The 17,167-nt window shown below is 64.7% G+C and carries 15 protein-coding genes; 14 read left to right on the top strand and 1 reads right to left on the bottom strand.

Features of this window, described 5'->3' with window-relative positions; translation table 11 throughout:
* Window positions 1-9 precede the first annotated feature (9 nt).
* From ESP51_RS04925 to ESP51_RS04890, 7 genes are read left to right on the top strand one after another with little or no spacing between them, the layout of a single operon-like run.
* Complete coding sequence (locus ESP51_RS04925; protein WP_129519783.1) at window positions 10-786, top strand: WecB/TagA/CpsF family glycosyltransferase; 777 nt, start codon at window positions 10-12, stop codon at window positions 784-786.
* Window positions 783-1,646 carry a glycosyltransferase family 2 protein gene (locus ESP51_RS04920; RefSeq protein ID WP_164990407.1) on the top strand — a complete coding sequence of 288 codons (864 nt, stop codon included), beginning with the start codon at window positions 783-785 and terminating at the stop codon, window positions 1,644-1,646. Before ESP51_RS04925 ends, ESP51_RS04920 begins: the two co-directional genes overlap by 4 nt.
* Window positions 1,643-3,763, top strand: coding sequence for a polysaccharide pyruvyl transferase family protein (locus tag ESP51_RS20975; protein ID WP_129519781.1), 2,121 nt, complete (start codon window positions 1,643-1,645; stop codon window positions 3,761-3,763). Before ESP51_RS04920 ends, ESP51_RS20975 begins: the two co-directional genes overlap by 4 nt.
* Window positions 3,764-3,767: 4 nt before the next feature.
* Complete coding sequence (locus ESP51_RS04910; protein WP_129519780.1) at window positions 3,768-4,979, top strand: Coenzyme F420 hydrogenase/dehydrogenase, beta subunit C-terminal domain; 1,212 nt, start codon at window positions 3,768-3,770, stop codon at window positions 4,977-4,979.
* On the top strand, window positions 4,976-6,469 hold the full coding sequence (locus ESP51_RS04900) for an O-antigen ligase family protein (protein WP_164990406.1): 1,494 nt from the start codon (window positions 4,976-4,978) through the stop codon (window positions 6,467-6,469). Before ESP51_RS04910 ends, ESP51_RS04900 begins: the two co-directional genes overlap by 4 nt.
* A 16-nt stretch (window positions 6,470-6,485) precedes the next feature.
* Window positions 6,486-7,091, top strand: a complete 606-nt coding sequence (locus ESP51_RS04895) for a CatB-related O-acetyltransferase (RefSeq protein WP_241842980.1) — start codon at window positions 6,486-6,488, stop codon at window positions 7,089-7,091.
* Window positions 7,088-8,368: an oligosaccharide flippase family protein gene (locus tag ESP51_RS04890; RefSeq protein ID WP_129519776.1), complete on the top strand. Its 1,281-nt coding sequence runs from the start codon at window positions 7,088-7,090 to the stop codon at window positions 8,366-8,368. The genes ESP51_RS04895 and ESP51_RS04890 overlap by 4 nt, the downstream gene beginning before the upstream one ends.
* A 102-nt stretch (window positions 8,369-8,470) precedes the next feature.
* Here the strand turns inward: ESP51_RS04890 and ESP51_RS21160 are convergent, their stop codons facing one another.
* Entirely contained in the window at window positions 8,471-8,920 is a 450-nt protein-coding gene (locus ESP51_RS21160) for a serine acetyltransferase (protein ID WP_129519775.1), read from the bottom strand.
* Window positions 8,921-8,936: 16 nt separating this feature from the next.
* On the opposite strand from ESP51_RS21160, the gene ESP51_RS04880 reads away from it, so the two are divergent.
* The 7 genes from ESP51_RS04880 (at window position 8,937) to ESP51_RS04850 (ending at window position 17,162) form a co-directional block, all read left to right on the top strand.
* Window positions 8,937-10,175 carry an acyltransferase family protein gene (locus ESP51_RS04880; protein ID WP_129519774.1) on the top strand — a complete coding sequence of 413 codons (1,239 nt, stop codon included), beginning with the start codon at window positions 8,937-8,939 and terminating at the stop codon, window positions 10,173-10,175.
* Between the two features lie 94 nt (window positions 10,176-10,269).
* A complete protein-coding gene (gene galU / locus ESP51_RS04875; protein ID WP_241842992.1) occupies window positions 10,270-11,223 on the top strand; it encodes a UTP--glucose-1-phosphate uridylyltransferase GalU in 954 nt (317 codons plus the stop codon).
* Between the two features lie 48 nt (window positions 11,224-11,271).
* The gene (locus ESP51_RS04870) at window positions 11,272-13,089 is read left to right on the top strand and encodes a DUF4012 domain-containing protein (RefSeq protein WP_129519773.1); all 1,818 of its coding nucleotides are present in this window, start codon (window positions 11,272-11,274) and stop codon (window positions 13,087-13,089) included.
* Window positions 13,090-13,166: 77 nt separating this feature from the next.
* Window positions 13,167-13,667: a hypothetical protein gene (locus ESP51_RS04865; RefSeq protein WP_129519772.1), complete on the top strand. Its 501-nt coding sequence runs from the start codon at window positions 13,167-13,169 to the stop codon at window positions 13,665-13,667.
* A gap of 161 nt (window positions 13,668-13,828) precedes the next feature.
* Entirely contained in the window at window positions 13,829-15,130 is a 1,302-nt protein-coding gene (locus ESP51_RS04860; protein WP_129519771.1) for a UDP-glucose dehydrogenase family protein, read from the top strand.
* A gap of 119 nt (window positions 15,131-15,249) precedes the next feature.
* Entirely contained in the window at window positions 15,250-16,407 is a 1,158-nt protein-coding gene (locus ESP51_RS04855; protein WP_129519770.1) for a heparan-alpha-glucosaminide N-acetyltransferase domain-containing protein, read from the top strand.
* On the top strand, window positions 16,404-17,162 hold the full coding sequence (locus ESP51_RS04850) for an HAD-IIB family hydrolase (RefSeq protein WP_129519769.1): 759 nt from the start codon (window positions 16,404-16,406) through the stop codon (window positions 17,160-17,162). The genes ESP51_RS04855 and ESP51_RS04850 overlap by 4 nt, the downstream gene beginning before the upstream one ends.
* The last annotated feature ends 5 nt before the right edge of the window (window positions 17,163-17,167 follow it).

Raw genomic sequence — 17,167 nt, 5'->3', positions numbered from 1 at the left:
GGGGGAACCATGTCGAAGACCATCGAATCAACAATCAAGCGGACGTGGATCGGCGCGGGGGTATCAAGGGTCCCGATCGATCTGCTCACGATGGAGGAAACACTGCAAGCGATTCTCGATAGGCCCCAATCAGGATGGGGCTACGTCGTCACGCCCAACCTCCACCATCTCGATCTTGTGCGTCGAGATCCATCAATGGCGGAGCTCTATGAAGAGGCGACGCTCAGCCTTCCCGATGGTTGGCCCGTTGCCTGGCTCGCGTCTCGGGTGGCGCGTGAGCGGGTCCAGAGAGTCGCAGGGTCGGATCTCTTCGATCGGTTGCTCGCGTCGGAGGGACGAGGCCGGCCACTCGCGATCATCGGAGGAGTACCTGGTGACGGAATGAGGCGATTGGTGAGCGTCACCGGTGCGAACGGCTGGCGCACGATTGTGGAGCCAGCACCACGCGAAGAACTCGTCGACGAGGGGCGACGCACGGCACTCATGGCGCGCGTCACCGCAGCCGCCGACGGTGGAATTGTCGTCATCGGAGTGGGGGCGCCTCGTCAGGAGATCCTCGCGCGTGACATGTCCCGTTTCGGCGGCGAAGGGATGATCCTCTGCCTCGGCATGTCGATCAACTTCAGCACCGGCGACGTTCATCGGGCACCCGTGCCGGTCCGGACAGTCGGGCTCGAATGGGCGTTTCGCGCGCTGCAAGAGCCAACTCGACTTGGGCCAAGGTATCTCGGGGATGCGATGGCGCTCGTGCCGCTGGCCCTTCAGAACAAACGAGGCGGAGCATGAGACTGGTAATCGTCACACCGATACACAACGAGGTCGGCAATATCGGGCAACTGGCCCAGCAGCTCGCAGCTTCGACACGTCGGCCAGACCTCTGGGTCGTCGTCGACGACGGGAGCACGGATCGCGGTGCAGAGCTCGTCCGCGAGGCACAGCTTCCGTTCGACACGCTCGTGATCGAACGAGCCAATGGCGGTGGTCTCATCGGGGGGTCCGCGTTCACTGCATGGCAGTACGGCGTCGATCATGCCATTTCGCTTGGTGAGCAGTTCGACGCGATCATGAAGCTGGATGCAGACGTCAATCTGCCAGCGACGTATCTGATGGAGGCTCTTGGGGCACTCGAGTCGGATCCGGTCGTCGGCCTGGCCGGTGGGATCTTGACGGGTAAGGGCGACCGCGAGCAAATGCTGCACGTACCTGGTCCAGTGAAGTTGTACTCGAAGGCCGGATTCGACGCGTTGAGCTTTGTGCCCCGCGTCGTCGGGTTCGACGTCATGGATGAGCTTGCCATCAAGGCGGCCGGACTGCGAGTGATGGTTCGGAAGGACATGCCGTTTACTGTGCGACGCGCGATCGGTGCAAGCCAAGGCCTTGTGCACGGGAGGCGTCGTAATGGGCTGGTCTGCAGGTGGACAGGGTATTGGACGCCGTATTTCATGCTCCATGCCGGCAGGTATCTCTTCCGGAAGCCCTACGTCGTCGGTTCGTTTGCGATGCTCGCCGGCTATGTCAGGGCCGGCTCCGGACCGTACCCCGCCGAGCTTCGCTCCGCTCATGCCGCAGAACAACGGCAGAAGCTGAAGTTGGCGTCGAGATCACCGCGGAATTGGCTGCGAGAGACTTATGGAGTGAGCGCGTGACGTCCAAGGCCTCGATCGACTTCATCATCGTCGCATTCAGGAATTCGCTGAGCGACATTGAACAACTGGCGGAATCGCTGGTGAGTTCCGCCAATCGGAACAATCATGCCTCACGGGTCATCGTTGTCGCGAACGACGACGATGCGTACACGGCAACCGGTCAGCGGCTCGTGATCCAGGGGCATGGGAATATCGGGTTCGCGGCGGGAGTAAAGCTCGGAGTGGCTGCGAGCGACGCCGACTTCGTCGTTGTGGTCAACCCTGACTGCCTTGCTGACGAGGCGGCCCTTGCCCGATTCTTCAACTATCTGCGCCCCGGTTGCGGCGTCGTCGTGCCGAGGCTGTTGGCTGAAGACGGGTCGTTCGACTACCTGCCGTACGAGAATTGGACATACTCGATCGGTCGGAAGATCGCCGAGCTGAGGTGCCGACGGGAGCTCTCGAAGTACCGAGGCGGGACCCTTCCCTCGTTCGCAAAGATTCCGGGGGCGTTCATCGGTCTGGAGCGGGGCGTCGCCCTCGATCTGGACGCACCGTTCGATACGGCGTTCTTCCTCTACGCAGAGGACCGCGATCTCACAGATCGGGTGCGCGCCCGCCGTCTGCCGATCACGTTCGCCGCCGATGTGGAGATCACGCATATCGGAGGACTCAGCGGAACGTCCGTTTCACGCCTTGTCGAGACCGCCAAAACGGACGGGGCGCTGCGTGTTGCGCTTCGGCGTTTCGGCAGGCTCGGTGCCGCTCTCTTCGCCCTTGACACGTTAATGGTAGACACGGTGAAGACCGTGTTGCGGCGGGCTACCGACGGCGAGGCTCACAGGTCAGCGATGCGTCGATGGGCAAATAGCCGATTCGCCGACCCGGGTGCGTTGACCGAACAGGAACTCCAGCGCCAGATGAGTACACCAAGAGTCACTGACTCCCGCTCTTCATCGGACGGCCCTCCGTCGCCGAATCGAGTGCTCGTGCTCTGGGCGGACAACAGCGCCGCCAACCTCGGACTGCGCGTACTTGCTCAGGGAAACGCCGAGCTCGTCCGTGAAGCAGCCCAAGGTGTCGAGGTCGACTTCCAAGACTTTGGTCCTGGCGATTCGCGCGTCTCGTTCGGTACCCGATCGATCCTTCGTGACATCGGGCGTCGGAACGGGCCGATCAAGACCAAACTGCGCCAATACGATCTCATCCTCGACTCGGGTGCGGGCGACAGCTTCGCCGACATCTACGGTCTGAAGCGGCTCTCGTTCATCGCTTACGCACACTGGATGGCGAGGCGGCTCCGCATTCCCCTTGCGCTCGGACCGCAGACGATCGGCCCGTTCAACACGGTCATCGGCCGAGCAATCGCGCGGCGCTCCCTGAGACAGGCGGAACTCGTGACGAGTCGCGACATGGCGAGCGCTGAGTACGCCCGAACCGTCCTCAAGCGTTCTGTCGATGCGGTCGGCACTGATGTCGTCTTCATGCTGCCGACGCGCGAAGAGCCGATGGGCACAAGGGACGTGATCGTGAACGTCTCAGGGCTGTTGTGGTTCGGCGACGACCACGTCGATTCCACTTACTATCAGGCGCAGGTGCGCCAGTTGATCGAAGGCCTTCTCGACGCGGGCAGGAGAGTGAGCCTTCTGGCACACGTCGTCAACAGTCCGAGCGGCAACGACGATATCGACGCGATCGATGCGGTGAGTCGATCGCTCGACCGCCCCGGCATCGAACTCCTCATTCCCACCGATCTGGATGAGGCGCGGGCATACATCGCCTCTGGAAGGGTCCTCGTCGGAGCACGTATGCACGCGTGCCTCAACGCGCTCTCGCAAGGTGTGCCGGCCATCCCGTGGGCGTACTCGCGGAAGTTCGCGCCGCTGCTCTCGGCGGTCCGCTGGACTCATGTCTTCGACCTGCGCGAGAAGGACGATGTCGCAACGAGCACAATCGAGATGATCCTCGATCCTGTCCAGAGCGCGGTTCTCGCCGCGGAGGCCCTCGACGTTGCGGCGTCGGCGCGCGATTCAATGGCCGCGTGCGTGGACGTGTTCGCGTCGTGGTTCACAGTGCAGAGGGCGGACGGGAGCAGCGCCCGACGCGCCGCAGTTGATGCGCCCATTGCAGCGGCGTGATGACATGACGACGAAGCTGGAACGGGCCGTCCAAAGGGTCGTGCGAGCCGAGAATTGCGCCGGTTGTGGTGTCTGTCCGCTGATCAGCGATCGTTTGGAGATGGAGCTCAGCGACGACGGATTCCTCCGCCCTTCGGTCCGCGACACTCCGACAGACCGCGATGACGATGCCGCTGAAGCGTCACTGTTCGCGAAGGTGTGCCCGGGCATGAGGCTGACGGCCCGGCGCTTGCCCGAGCAGCAGCAGCACCCGATCCTTGGGCGATATGTCGAAGCATGGCAAGGCTGGGCCGTCGATGAGGAGATCCGCCGAGCCGGTTCGAGCGGTGGTGTCCTCACCGCCCTCAGCGATTGGCTGGTCTCGTCGGGCCGCGCTCCGGCGGTTCGCGCAAGTGGCATGGGAGCTGAGCGCCCGACCACCACCGTGTCGGTGCGGATCACGACTCGCGAGGAGGCGATCGCATCAGCCGGTTCGCGATATGCACCGGTCTCCAATGCTCGCCGCGACGATGAACCGGACCCGTTCGTCGGGAAGCCCTGCGAAGTCTCGGCGATGCACAACCTCGCCACGCAGGGTGGCAGCGGATCTGAACCGCCCCTCTTGCTGAGCTTCTTCTGTGCAGGCACGCCGAGTCAGAAGGCGACAGATCGACTGGTTGAGGAGCTCGGCGGGCATGCAGATCGGGTATCGAACCTACGCTATCGAGGGGACGGCTGGCCGGGCTCGTTCAAGTTCAGCACATCCGACGGTGTCGTGGGTGAGATGTCGTATCAGATGTCGTGGGGCAAGCGTCTCGGGCGGGAGGTTCAACTTCGTTGCAAGATCTGCCCGGATGGTACTGGTGAACACGCCGACATCGCGGTAGGCGACTACTGGGACGCTGACGAGAATGGCTTCCCGATGTTCACGGAGGCGTTCGGCAACTCCGTCGTGATCGCGCGAACCCAGCGTGGCGCCGAGATCCTGCGGGCGGCATCCGAGGATGGTGTCATTATGCTCTCGTCGATAGATCTCGATGACGTCGCCAGCGTCCAGCCGCTTCAGAAGCTCCGCAGGCGGACGATCGGAGGACGTCTTGTCGGCCGAATGATCGGGGGAGTGCGGATTCCTCGATATCGAGGCTACGGAATCCTGCATCGCCTTGCGACGAACCTCTTCGATAATGTGCGGGCAGCTGCCGGCACTTTCGCGCGAACCGTGGGGGTCCGGCAGTGATCCCACAACAGTTGCTCAAACGCCAGCCGTTCGACTACCTCGCGCGCCCAGCGCTGTTCGTTGGCGCCGCTCTACTTGTCGTCGCGCTGGTGGCCGTCGCGGTGTACTCGCCAGTGCTCGGGCTTGCCGTCGTGGCGCTCCTCCTCGTCGTTCCGGTGGTCCTTCGGATGCCACGCGTGCTGGTCTACGCAGCCGTGGCTTCGGCATTCGTGACGTTGCCCTCGGCAATCCCCATGACCTATGCCATCGGGCCGTACTCCTTCCGGCTCTACGAACCCCTGCTCATAGCGGCAGCGGTCTACGTCGTCTCTGCGTTCCCCGCAACCTCGAAGGTGAGAGCACTCGAAGTCGCGCTCTTCGGCTTCGTCGTTATCTGGTCGATCGTCGGCCTGACGAACGGATCCGACATCGCCTTCATCATCGCGGACGTTCGCATGCTCGTGTATCTTGCACTGGCTTACAGCATCGCGAGTCGGATCATGCGGACGTCAATGGTCGCGGGCATAGTCCGCTTGCTCCTTCCTTTGCTTTGGATCTCAGCTGCGTTCACCCTCCTGGGCTCTGTCGCGGGAATCCCGATTGCCGGTCGAGAAGAATACGCTTCACTCTCGCTCTCCGCCGATGCCGCGACTCGGATCCTGTCACCTTCAACGTATCTGTCCGTCGCGGTGGTATGCATCGCCGCATCTGTGGTCATTGCTGGCCGGGTGCCGTTCAAGAGAACCCTCCCGTGGATGATTCCCGCGATCTTCATCGCCGCTCTGAGCTTCTCGAGGAACGCGATCATCTCCGTCGCCGTGGCCGCGTTGGTCGGGCTCATTGCGGGTGGCTCGGCATCGACGTGGATGCGCGCCGTCTCTTACGCCGCGATCGCAGTCGTGGTCGGAGCGGCTGCCTGGGTGCTCCTTTCGGCGACGTCGAGCCTGCCCGTGAGTGCATGGGCCTTGCAGCAGGTAAATTCCTTCACGGGGCGCGTCATCGAAGGCATCTCCTTGAATGCGATCTCGAACGATACGTCTGCCCAGTACCGACTCGGCCAGGAGAATCCGTTCCTGTTGTCGTCGATCGCGCAGCAACCAGTTTTCGGCCACGGATTCGGCCATCCATACAAGCCCTTGTTCACGGGCCGCTTCGCTTCTGAAGCAGAAGCGGAGGCCCTGAGCCGATTCGCGCATAACTTCTATCTGTGGGCCTGGGTCAAGGCGGGCGCAGTCGGCTTGGTACTGTTCCTCGTCGCCACCGTGGCGCCGGCAATCGCTTCGATGCGGCTGCGTACAGGTGCCGGAATCGGTGCCGCCGCCGGTCTCCTTGGCCTGCTCGCCGCCGCGTTCGTCGCTCCGATGCCGCTCGGTGTGCCAACGGGATTCCTTGTCGGTCTGCTCGCGGGCGCCTGTGCGGGCCTCGCGACGGGGAGTCAGGCGTCCGGCGACATCGAGCTGCACCTAGGCGCAGTCGCGCACCGCACTGGAGGTTCGCATGCGAATGCGTGAAACGTGGCTGGGGACAGTGCTCACCAAGTACTTCGACAAGCTTCCAGCCCGCGAGCGCTTGCTCCGCATGGTCATGCGCCGTGAGGGCGGCCAACTCTACTCGCGGACCTTGCGTCGCGTACTCCTCGCGCAATACGGTGTCGAGGTCGGTCCGTATTCGTATGGATCACTGCTCGAACCGGGTATGGCGGATCGAAACACCACAATCGGCGCGTACGTGTCGATAGGTCCGAACGTGCGAAGGTTCGGTGCAGCGCACCCGATCGAATCGCTGAGCCTCCACCCGTTCTGGTATAACCCCCGCCTTGGTTTCGTGGATGCCGCGGATGACGTTCCGAGGAAATCCTGCGTGATCGGCAATGACGTCTGGATCGGCGCGAACGTGACGATTCTTCCTGGGTGCGATCAGATCGGCGACGGCTCGGTCATCGGAGCAGGGTCGGTCGTGACCCGCCCGGTTCCTGCATTCACGATCGTCGCAGGCAACCCCGCTCGGGTCATCGGCGAGCGGCTAACCGAGGAGGAGCGGATTGCGCTGAGAGCTCGAGCGCCGTGGAGCCTGCAGCCTGACGCGGCGCGGAAGGCACTCGAGGACATTCGGGAAGAGCAGGCAGGTCGTTGAAGTGGTGGCAACGCGTCCGGCAGCTCTTCGCCATCCAGTCGCCATCGCTCATCGTTCTCGGAAGGACCGGGTCGGCCTTCATCGCTCTCGCGACGGCACCGATCGTCGCGCGTGCGATCGGTCCGGCAGGGCGAGGTGAGACTGCTGCCGCGATCGCGCTGTATGTCATCGTCCCGGTTCTCCTCGCGATCGGGCTCCCGCTGGAGGTTCGCAGGCAGGCGGCCACGAGCGACGGGCACGTGGCCCTGCGTACAGCGCGCCGCATTGTCGCACTGACGATCATCATCGCGGCCCCGCTTGCCGTCGGAGCCGCCTACACGGTGTTCTCGGGTTTCGAACCCGAAGCTCGGGTAGTCGCGGCCGCTGGGATCTTCCTCGCTCCGCTTTCAGCAAGCTGGGCGCTCGATGTCGGACTCCTTGTGGCGCACCGGCGATATCGTGCGGTGTTCGCCATGCAGGTACTGCAGCCGCTCGTATACCTCGTCCTCGTGGTGATCGCGTGGTTGTTCGGTGCTGCATCTGTCGCCTCGGTGCTCGCGGCTAATGTCATCGGCTCGCTCACGACGTTCGTGCTCGGCGCTGCTCTGGTACGCGTACCTTGGCGGGGCACACTCGCCCCGATCGGCGCGACACTCCGGGCTGGCTTCCACTACGTCGGCAGCGCGATCGCGGAAGCAGCGTCGAACAAGCTCGATCAGGTGATCGCGCTTCCGCTCCTCGGTGCCTTCCAAGCAGGGATCTATTCCGTGGCCGCGACCATCGCTTCGGTGCCCCTGGCGATCGGCCAAGCGCTCGGGGCGAGCCATTTTCCAACGATCGCCCAAGCGGACGGCGACAACCGCAAGGGTGCGCAGAGTGAGGCCGCGCGCGCGGGAATCGCGGCCGGAATCCTCTCATACGTCCCCGCGGTCGCGTTGTCCGTCGTGATAATTCCGTTCGTCTTCGGCCCTGACTTCGTGAGTGCGGTCCCGGTGACCGTGGTCTCTCTCGTGGGCAGCGCCGCCATGATCGCCGGTTACGTCATCTCGATGGCTCTTGCGGCGGACTCGAAAGGCATTCGGATGACGATCGCCCAGGTCATCTCACTTGGAGTCGGCATCGGGGGCCTCATCGTCCTCGGCCCACTCCTCGGCGCTATCGGGGCAGCGCTCGCATCGACGCTCTCGTACTTGGTATTGCTGACGATCCTCATGGCTGCCCTCAAGTTGCCCGTGGGCAAGCTCTTACCGCGCGGACGCGACTTCGTGGGCGTGTTGCGCCGACTGGCACGCGACTGATCCCATGACCGAACCGAGTTCGAAATGCGAACGTGCGCGCCGTGCGTCGGCCCCGCGAGTGCGCATGTAGCGCGACCCGGTTCGGGCCGAGGCCGTCGCGGCTTAGGAACCAGCGTGCCCGGCGGCCGCCTCTGGCAGATGGATTCTTGCGGGCTCACCACGAACGATCGCACCGGCGGGTACGTCACCGACGACAACGGCTCCCGCGCCGATTACCGCTCCTGCACCGATGCGATAGGGCAATGCGCGTCTCGGTATGACGATCGCTCCCGCGGCGATGATGACGTTGTCTTCGATAACGCTGAGCGCGCTGGGCGTGCCCGAGATGGTCACGCCGTGCGCGATTCGAACTCCCGATCCGATCTCGACGTTGGGGTGAACGACAGTACCGAGCCCGCGGTGCCAGAGCTGTAGGCCCGGGCCCGTCTTGACTTCGTAGGGCAGAACGGCCCGGAACGCCACGTAATTGAAGAACTTTAACGCCCATGCGATAACGCGGAGGCGGCGGGCGTACGCCCTGTTTGAAAGTTTCCACACGAATTCTGGGCCCATGCTCTGAGGCTACGCGATGCCTTCCCGGCTGCGGCAGAGTGTTCACAAGACCGTTTCAATGCAATGTCTTCAATGGCATCGTCGATGCCTTAGGCTCTCGAGCACGCGACAAGACGAGGGGGACGTCATGTCATCTACCACAACCGTGCCCGTGAACGGTGCCCACCGATTCGCACACATCGATGCGATGCGCGCTTACGCCGTGCTCGTCGTCGTTGTTGCGCATGCCGGTGCTGGGGCGGTCGTTCCGGGCGGGAGCGGCGTCACGATCTTCTTCACGATCTCCGGGTTCATCATCACCTTCCTCTTGCTCCGCGAGCGGGACAAGACCGGAGGCTTCTCGGTGGTGGGGTTCTATCGGCGTCGGGCGTTCAAGATCGCGCCACCGTTCCTCGTTGCCATCGTCATACCTACGATCCTCTTCGCGGCGGCCGGGGGAGCCCTGAATTGGAACGCGTCCCTCGCACAGGTGTTCTTCGTCTTCAACTGGCTGAAGATCGATGGGGTCCCCGACGTCCTCCCCGGGAGCGGTGTCGTGTGGAGCCTCTCCATCGAGGAGCAGTTCTATATCATCTTCGCGATCGTCTGGCTCCTCCTGGTACGCCGCCGGTACTGGGCGCAGGCGACCGTGGCGATCGCGGTATTCGCGATCCTCGCATCAACCTCGCTGCGCATCTTCCTCGCCTCGATGGAGGGGCAGGAATCGCGGATCTACTATGGCTCCGACACTCGCCTCGACGGCATCGCCTGGGGCATGCTCCTTGCAGTCGGATACTTCATGTGGGTGAAGCGCGGAGAACGCCCGACGTGGTACTCCAAGATGTTGGCGAGCGATCTCCTGTTGATCGCCGCGATTCTCTTGTATGTAGCAAGCTTGCTGCTGCGTGACGAATGGTTCCGCGAGACATTCCGATTCACATTGCAGAGCATTGCTGCGGCTGTCGTCATCGTCTACGGACTTCTACCCGGGTCCGGGCCGATTCGGCGCGCGTTCTATGCAATGAGCTTGTGGCGCCCCATCGCGCTCGTCGGGCTGGCCAGTTATTCGATCTATCTCGTTCATCTTGTTGCGGCCTCAGCGATGCGCGGCGTCCTCCTAACGCTGCCGAGCTATGTGAGCTTCGGCGTCATTCTCGGGCTCGGGATCGCCCTCGGCATCGCCATGTACTATGCGATCGAACTCCCCGCGCAACGCTTGAGGGTGAAGCTCGAGGCAAAATCCCGTGAGCGGCAGCCGGAGCCGATCCTCAAGTGATTCCGATGCCGATCCTCAAGTAATTCTGACTACCTCGCGCCAGAGGGTCGAAAGAGCCCGGGTTCATCATCCGTAACGCAGAATTGTGCGAGTTCTGTATTTCGACAATCGAAGAGATCTGGGGGGATCAATCATCATCACCAAAGCTGTCATTCCGGCGGCGGGACTCGGCACCCGCTTCCTGCCGGCGACGAAGGCTATGCCGAAGGAGATGCTGCCGGTTGTCGACAAGCCGGCGATACAGTATGTGGTTGAGGAAGCCGTGGCGTCGGGGCTTGACGACATTCTCATGATCATCGGGCGCAACAAGAATGCGCTGGCGAATCACTTCGATCGCGTCACCGAGCTCGAGATGGCGCTGGCCCAGAAGGGTGACCACGCGAGGCTCCAGCGGGTGAACCACCCTAACGCGCTCGCCGACATCCACTTCGTACGTCAGGGTGACCCGAAGGGACTCGGGCATGCGGTGCTGCGCGCGCGCAAACATGTCGGCGGGGAATCATTCGCGGTACTGCTGGGTGATGATCTAATCGACGAGCGCGACGAACTGCTCACGACGATGATCGAGCAGAGCGAGACGCGCGGGGCGACTGTTATCGCGCTCATGGAGGTCGAAGCGGAGTCCATTCACCTGTACGGATGTGCCGCTGTCGAGTCAACCGATGACCCACACGTCGTGAAGGTCACGGGCTTGGTCGAGAAGCCGTCGGTTGCCGATGCGCCGTCGAACCTGGCCATCATCGGGCGCTACGTGCTGCGACCGGAGATCTTCGATGTACTCGAGACCACACCGCCCGGCAAAGGCGGCGAGATCCAGCTCACCGATGCCTTGCAGGTATTGGCAGCCGACGATGCGATCGCCGGCGGTGTGTACGGCGTCGTGTTCTCGGGTCGCCGCTACGACACCGGGGATCGACTCGACTACATCAAGGCAATCGTGCAGCTGGCGCTCACGCGTGATGATCTGGGGCCCGAACTCGAACCCTGGATCCAGGCGCTAGCCCTGAAACTGCCGGGCCGAGCCGATGCCGTGAGGGGCGACCGATGACGTGGATCGTCGTCTGCGGTGAGATCTCGGCGCCGTAAGGTGGCTCGGGTGACCATCGACCTGCCGCCCTCTCGCCAACGTCGCCGTGCACGGAACCGACGCCGCCGGGTGTGGTGGATCATCGGCGGCCTTGTGCTCGTGCTCCTCACAACTGTCGCCTGGATCGGAGTGCGGGGCTTGCTCGCCAAGCAAGAGCTCGAGGCCGCGCTTCCCCTCGCAAAAGCAGTGCAGAAGCAGGTTGTTGCCGGCGACTCGGATGCGGCAGCAGCCACTGCGGAGCAGCTCGCACGTCGAGCGGAATCGGCGGCGGCGCTCACGAGCGATCCGGTTTGGCGCGCCGGCGAGGTGATCCCCTGGGTCGGCCCGAACCTCGAAAGCACGCGCGTGATGGCCGCATCAGTCCAACTCGTGGCGAAGGGCGGCGTGAAGCCGCTTGCGGATGCCGCGGGCGCAATCGACCTCGCATCGTTCAAGCCCACGGGCGGGCAGGTCGACCTGCGGCCCTTGCTCGACGTCCAGGAGCCACTGGGCGAGGCATCCGTCGCCCTCTCTCATGCGCTGGCGATGATGCAGGACGAGTCGGTGGCATCCGCCGATCTCATCGGTCCCCTCGCCGACGCGCGCGACGAGCTGACCGACGTGCTCGCCGAGGCGAATGCGACAGTGGGCGCGCTCGACCGGGCGGTCCGCCTGGTACCGATCATGCTCGGGGCCGATGGCCCTCGCGACACCCTGCTGCTCTTCCAGAACAACGCCGAGCTGCGCTCCACCGGCGGCATCACGGGTGCACTCGCGCTCGTGCACACCGATCAAGGGGCATTCGCGCTCACGAAGCAAGCGAACTCGCAGGACTTCCCCAAGTTCGAACCGCCGGTTGCGGATCTCCCGTTAGAGACGCGTGCCCTGTATGGCGACAACACGGCGTCGTACATCCAAGACGTGAACTTCACGCCGCAGTTCCCGCTCACCGCATCCCTCGCCCGTGAGATGTGGAAGCAGAGGTTCGGCGACGAGGTCGACAGCGTCGTTGCGCTCGACCCTGTCGTGCTCAGTCACCTGCTGGAGGCGACCGGGCCGATCACCCTTCCTACCGGTGACACGCTCACGAGCGAGAACGCCGTGCAGTTGCTGCTCCGCGACGTCTACGAGCGCTACGAGAACACCGCCGATCAGGACGCCTTCTTCGCCGCGGCCGCCGCGAGCGTTGTCGGCGGCATTTCGGGGGACAACGTCGACGCCCGAAAGCTGATTGACGCGTTCATCAAGTCCGGTGAGGAGCACCGGATTCTCATCTGGAACGCGGATGCCGCAGAGCAAGCCGTTCTCGACGGCACTTCCCTGGCCGGCGGACTCCCGGTGAGCACCGACGAGGAGCAGTCGTTCGGCGTCTACCTGAACGACGCGACGGGCGCGAAGATGGGCCCGTACCTCGACGTCAAGATCGAGGCCGGCGCCGTCACCTGCCGCGAAGACGGCCGCCAGAATTACCTGATCTCGGTGACGCTCGAGAACACCGCGCCGGCGGATGCCGCGACCTCGCTTCCCCGATATGTCAGGGGACTCGGCACCTACGGCACCCCTCCGGGAGTGATCGCGACTTCGGTGCTCGTCTACGGCACACCGGGCAGCTACAACCTCGGCGTCGCACAGGACGGCGCTCCGGTCGGGTATCACCCGACATCCGACCACGGGTACACCCTCAGCAAGATCGAGACTCGACTCGCTCCCGGCGAGCGAGCGACGTACGAGTTCGGATTCCTCGCCGGAGCACCCGGAGATCGCACGATCGACGTACGTTCGACGCCATTAGTTTACGCAACGGAAATCGACGGGCTTCCCGTTTCCTGTGAATCTGCTCTATGGTAGGTCGTACGCCGAGGTGCAGACCCCGGCGTTCGTGCGCCGGGGGACGCGCAACAGCACCGTTTATCTAGGGGGAGAATATGACACGCAAGCTTGTCGCTGCCGCGCTGCTCGCGCTGGCAGCAGTCTTTGCAATACCGACCGTCGCCAACGCGGGGGAGGCAGGCTACACCGGAGATGGCCCGGGGGTCGTCACGGTGGACGTCGGTGAGACGGTCTCGCTGACCTTCTCCGATCTTCCGCCGAACACGCCCTCGACGGCCACGGCCGACGACGCAGTCACACTCAGCGTGCTGAAGGCGTCGACGGCTTCCAAGCCGACCAGTGCCTCGGGCGCCGTCACGTACACGGCTATGTCCACGCAAGCAGGCACCTACACCATCACCGTCACGGCAGGCCAAGCGGTCGCAACCGCAACGCTCACCGTCGTTCCCGCAGACTCGAGCAGCACGGGTGGCCTCCCGAGCACCGGCTACGACTTCCCGATCGCCCTGCTTTGGGGCGGCGTCGGAGCAGTCATCCTCGGTGGCGCACTCGTCGCCGTGCTCACGACCGTTCGCCGCAACCGCGCTTCGGCGTAACCAGGGCAGCGCCCGCGAGGCTCGGATGCACTGAATTCAGGTGCAGCACGACTCGCACATGAAGACGATCGAAGGCCCGGACCGCACAATGGATCCGGGCCTTCGGTCTGTCTGCGCGGGGGATGAATCGCGTCGGTCAGAAACAATCCGGGGGGAGCGCTATGCGCATTTCAGTCATCGGTTGCGGGTATCTCGGCGCCGTGCACGCGTCGGCGATGGCCGAACTCGGGCACGACGTCATCGGCATCGACGTCGATGAACACAAGATCGGCGAGCTCGCCTCAGGCAGGCCGCCGTTCTTCGAACCCGGCCTTCCCGAGATCCTCACCTCGGCGACGGCGTCGGGACGGCTGCGTTTCAGCACAGACATGGCGGACGCCGCCGACGCCGACGTGCACTTCGTCGCCGTCGGCACGCCCCAATCGCCCGACACGAACGCGGCCGACCTGCGGTTCGTCGATGCCGCCTTCGAGGCACTGATACCGCATCTCGCCGAAGGTGCGCTCGTCGTGGGCAAGAGCACCGTGCCCGTCGGCACCGCCGCGCGCCTCGCCGCGAGGATCGCGGACGCCGCCCCACACGCCACCCTCGCCTGGAACCCCGAGTTCCTACGGGAGGGATTCGCGGTGAAAGACACGATCGAACCCGACCGGCTCGTCTACGGCGTCGGCGATGATCATGCGGCATCCGTTCTCGACCGGGTGTATCACGCAGCGATCGAGGCCGGCACGCCTCGCATCGTCACCGACTACGCCACCGCCGAGCTCGTCAAGGTAGCCGCCAACGCATTCCTCGCGACGAAGATCAGCTTCATCAACGCGATGGCCGAGATCGCAGAGGTCACAGGGGCGGATGTCACGCAACTGGCCGACGCGATCGGGCACGATGCGCGCATCGGGCGTCGCTTCCTCAACGCCGGAGTCGGCTTCGGCGGCGGATGCCTTCCCAAGGACATCCGCGCGTTCGCGGCTCGCGCCGAGGAGTTGGGCCGCGGTGAGTCCGTGGGCTTCCTCCGGGAGATCGACGCAATCAACCTGCGACGTCGCCAGCGGGTCGTCGATCTTGCGATCGAGGCGCTCGGCGGGTCCGTCAATGAGCGGAAGGTCGCCGTGCTCGGCGTCTCGTTCAAGCCCGATTCCGATGACGTACGAGACTCGCCCGCCCTCGATGTGGCAGTGCAGCTGAAGGGCCTCGGCGCCCACGTTGTGGCGACTGATCCCCAGGGCATCGAAAACGCTCGGGTGCGGCACCCGCAGCTCGAATACGTGACCTCGACCGAGGATGCATTGCGCGAGGCCGAACTCGTCGTGCTCGTGACCGAGTGGAGCGAGTACCGCTCGCTCGACCCGGTGGCGACCGCACAGCTGGTGTCGAGCACATCGATCATCGACGGGCGGAACGTGCTCGATCCCGCCGCCTGGCGTGCAGCCGGGTGGGCATATCAGGGGCTCGGGCGACCGTAGCGGGGCGGCATTCAGATGAAGATGGTCATGCGCGGGATCTCACGCGAGGACGCGGCACCGCGCGCCCAAGCGTTTGTGCATGCGGCCGCAATTGCCCGCTGCCATGCGAGAGTGGCTGCATGAGGGCTGACGCGTCCAACCTCGTGGCGGCGGCACGAATGCCCCGGCGCATCGACGGTGTCGACGCGGCCCGCGGCCTCGCGCTCATCGGCATGTTCATCGCGCATGTGGCGCCCGCCGTCGAGGCGCTCCCCGCCGCGGAGTTCCTCGCCCTCGCCGATGAACGCCCGCGGCTGCTCTTCGCCCTCACGGCTGGCATCGGGCTCGGATTCATGTCGGGCGGCATGCGACCCATTTCGGAAGAGCGCGGCGAACTGCGGCGGCAGATCGCCGTGCGCGCCGTCATCCTCATCGCGCTCGGCATGCTCATCTGGTCGACGCTGAACCCGCTCGTGTTCATCATCCTCGACGTCTACGGCGTCGCCTTCCTCGTGATGCTGCCCCTCATCTTCGTCTCGCGGCACGTCACGCTCGGCGCGGGCATCGCGCTGCTCGCTGTGACCCCGGCCGTCGCCTCGATCGGCGCACACAGCGAATTCGTGAACGCGGTGCGCCAGACGCCGCTGAAGTTCCTCGCCGACTGGGCGGTCGGTGGCGCCTACCCCGTGATCGTGTGGGTCTCCGTCATGCTCATCGGCCTCGCGCTCGCCCGCTACGACCTCACGTCGGCTCGAGTGATCGGCGTCACCGCGCTCGCCGGCACCGCGGCGGCATCCGTGTTCCTGCCGATCTCGAGACTGCTGCCCGCGCCCGAGATGGTGGCCGACATGGCGTGGTCGGTGCCCTTGCGCGCCTCGCTCGAGACGCTCGGCAACGTCGGCGTGGGAGTGCTCACCGTCGCGGCGATGCTCACGCTCACGGCCCTCGCCAGGCCCGCGGTGCGGCGCGTGGCCGGCACGCTGTTGTCGCCGATCACCGCAATGGGGTCGATGCCGCTCAGCATCTACACGATCCACCTCGTCATCATCGGGCTGGCGAAGCACGTCGAAGACGGCGTCGTCACCGACGACTCGTGGCCGCTCCTCATCGCGCTCATCGTCGGTTCGATGGTGTTCGCGTGGCTGTGGCGTCGCTACCTCGGGCGGGGCCCGCTCGAGCGCCTGCTGCGCTGGGCGAGCGGGCGGAGCCGAGCCCCGACCGATCGGCTGAGCAGCCCCGACGCTTCGCCCGCCACCGACCAACCCGCCAGCCTCCCAAGATTGAATGGAGACCCGTGAGCCCTCGCCTCATCGCCTTCGACCTCGACGACACCCTCGCACCGTCGAAGTCACCGCTCGAACCCGCCATGGTCGACGCCCTCACCAGATTGCTCGACGTCGTCGACGTGTGCATCATCTCGGGTGGCCACTTCGGGCAGTTCAGTGCCCAAGTGCTCGATCGGCTCGGCGACGGGGCATCCGCTCGCTTCGAGCGCCTTCACCTCATGCCGACGTGCGGCACGCAGTACCTGCGATTCGTGGGCGGTGAGTGGCGCGAGCAGTACGCCGAGACGCTGACCGACGACGAGAAGAGCAGGGCGCTCACCTCGGTCGAGGGCCATGCACGGGCACTCGGGTACTGGGAGATGCAGACCTGGGGTCCCGTTCTCGAGGACCGAGGATCGCAAGTGACGTTCTCGGCCCTCGGCCAGGCGGCGCCCGTCGTCGCGAAGGCGGCTTGGGACCCGAGCGGCGAGAAGAAGTCGGCGCTCCGTGACGCCGTGGCGCTCGACCTTCCCGACCTCGAGGTGCGCTCGGGCGGCTCGACCTCGATCGACATCACACGACGCGGTGTCGACAAGGCGTACGGCATGCGAAAGCTCGCCGAAGCCACGGGGATGCCGCTCTCCGACATGCTCTTCATCGGCGACCGGCTCGACCCGGCAGGCAACGACTACCCGGTCAAGGCGCTCGGAGTCGCCTGCATCGCGGTCGAAGGGTGGGAGGCCACCGTCGACGTCATCGACGAACTCGTCGAGGCTGAGGCGGCGTAGCGGGT

It is taken from the genome of Agromyces albus, assembly GCF_004134825.1.
Taxonomy (GTDB): domain Bacteria; phylum Actinomycetota; class Actinomycetes; order Actinomycetales; family Microbacteriaceae; genus Agromyces; species Agromyces albus.
The sequence above is the reverse complement of the archived record's forward strand: the minus strand, read 5'-3'. Positions and strand labels throughout refer to the sequence as shown.

Bases quoted from the DNA above. Each gene is read 5' to 3' on its own strand.
- ESP51_RS04925 (WP_129519783.1), top strand. From the start codon at position 10: ATGTCGAAGACCATCGAATCAACAATCAAGCGGACGTGGATCGGCGCG.
- ESP51_RS04920 (WP_164990407.1), top strand. From the start codon at position 783: ATGAGACTGGTAATCGTCACACCGATACACAACGAGGTCGGCAATATC.
- ESP51_RS04910 (WP_129519780.1), top strand. From the start codon at position 3,768: ATGACGACGAAGCTGGAACGGGCCGTCCAAAGGGTCGTGCGAGCCGAG.
- ESP51_RS21160 (WP_129519775.1), bottom strand. From the start codon at position 8,920: ATGGGCCCAGAATTCGTGTGGAAACTTTCAAACAGGGCGTACGCCCGC.
- ESP51_RS04880 (WP_129519774.1), top strand. From the start codon at position 8,937: ATGCCTTCCCGGCTGCGGCAGAGTGTTCACAAGACCGTTTCAATGCAA.
- ESP51_RS04865 (WP_129519772.1), top strand. From the start codon at position 13,167: ATGACACGCAAGCTTGTCGCTGCCGCGCTGCTCGCGCTGGCAGCAGTC.
- ESP51_RS04860 (WP_129519771.1), top strand. From the start codon at position 13,829: ATGCGCATTTCAGTCATCGGTTGCGGGTATCTCGGCGCCGTGCACGCG.
- ESP51_RS04855 (WP_129519770.1), top strand. From the start codon at position 15,250: ATGAGGGCTGACGCGTCCAACCTCGTGGCGGCGGCACGAATGCCCCGG.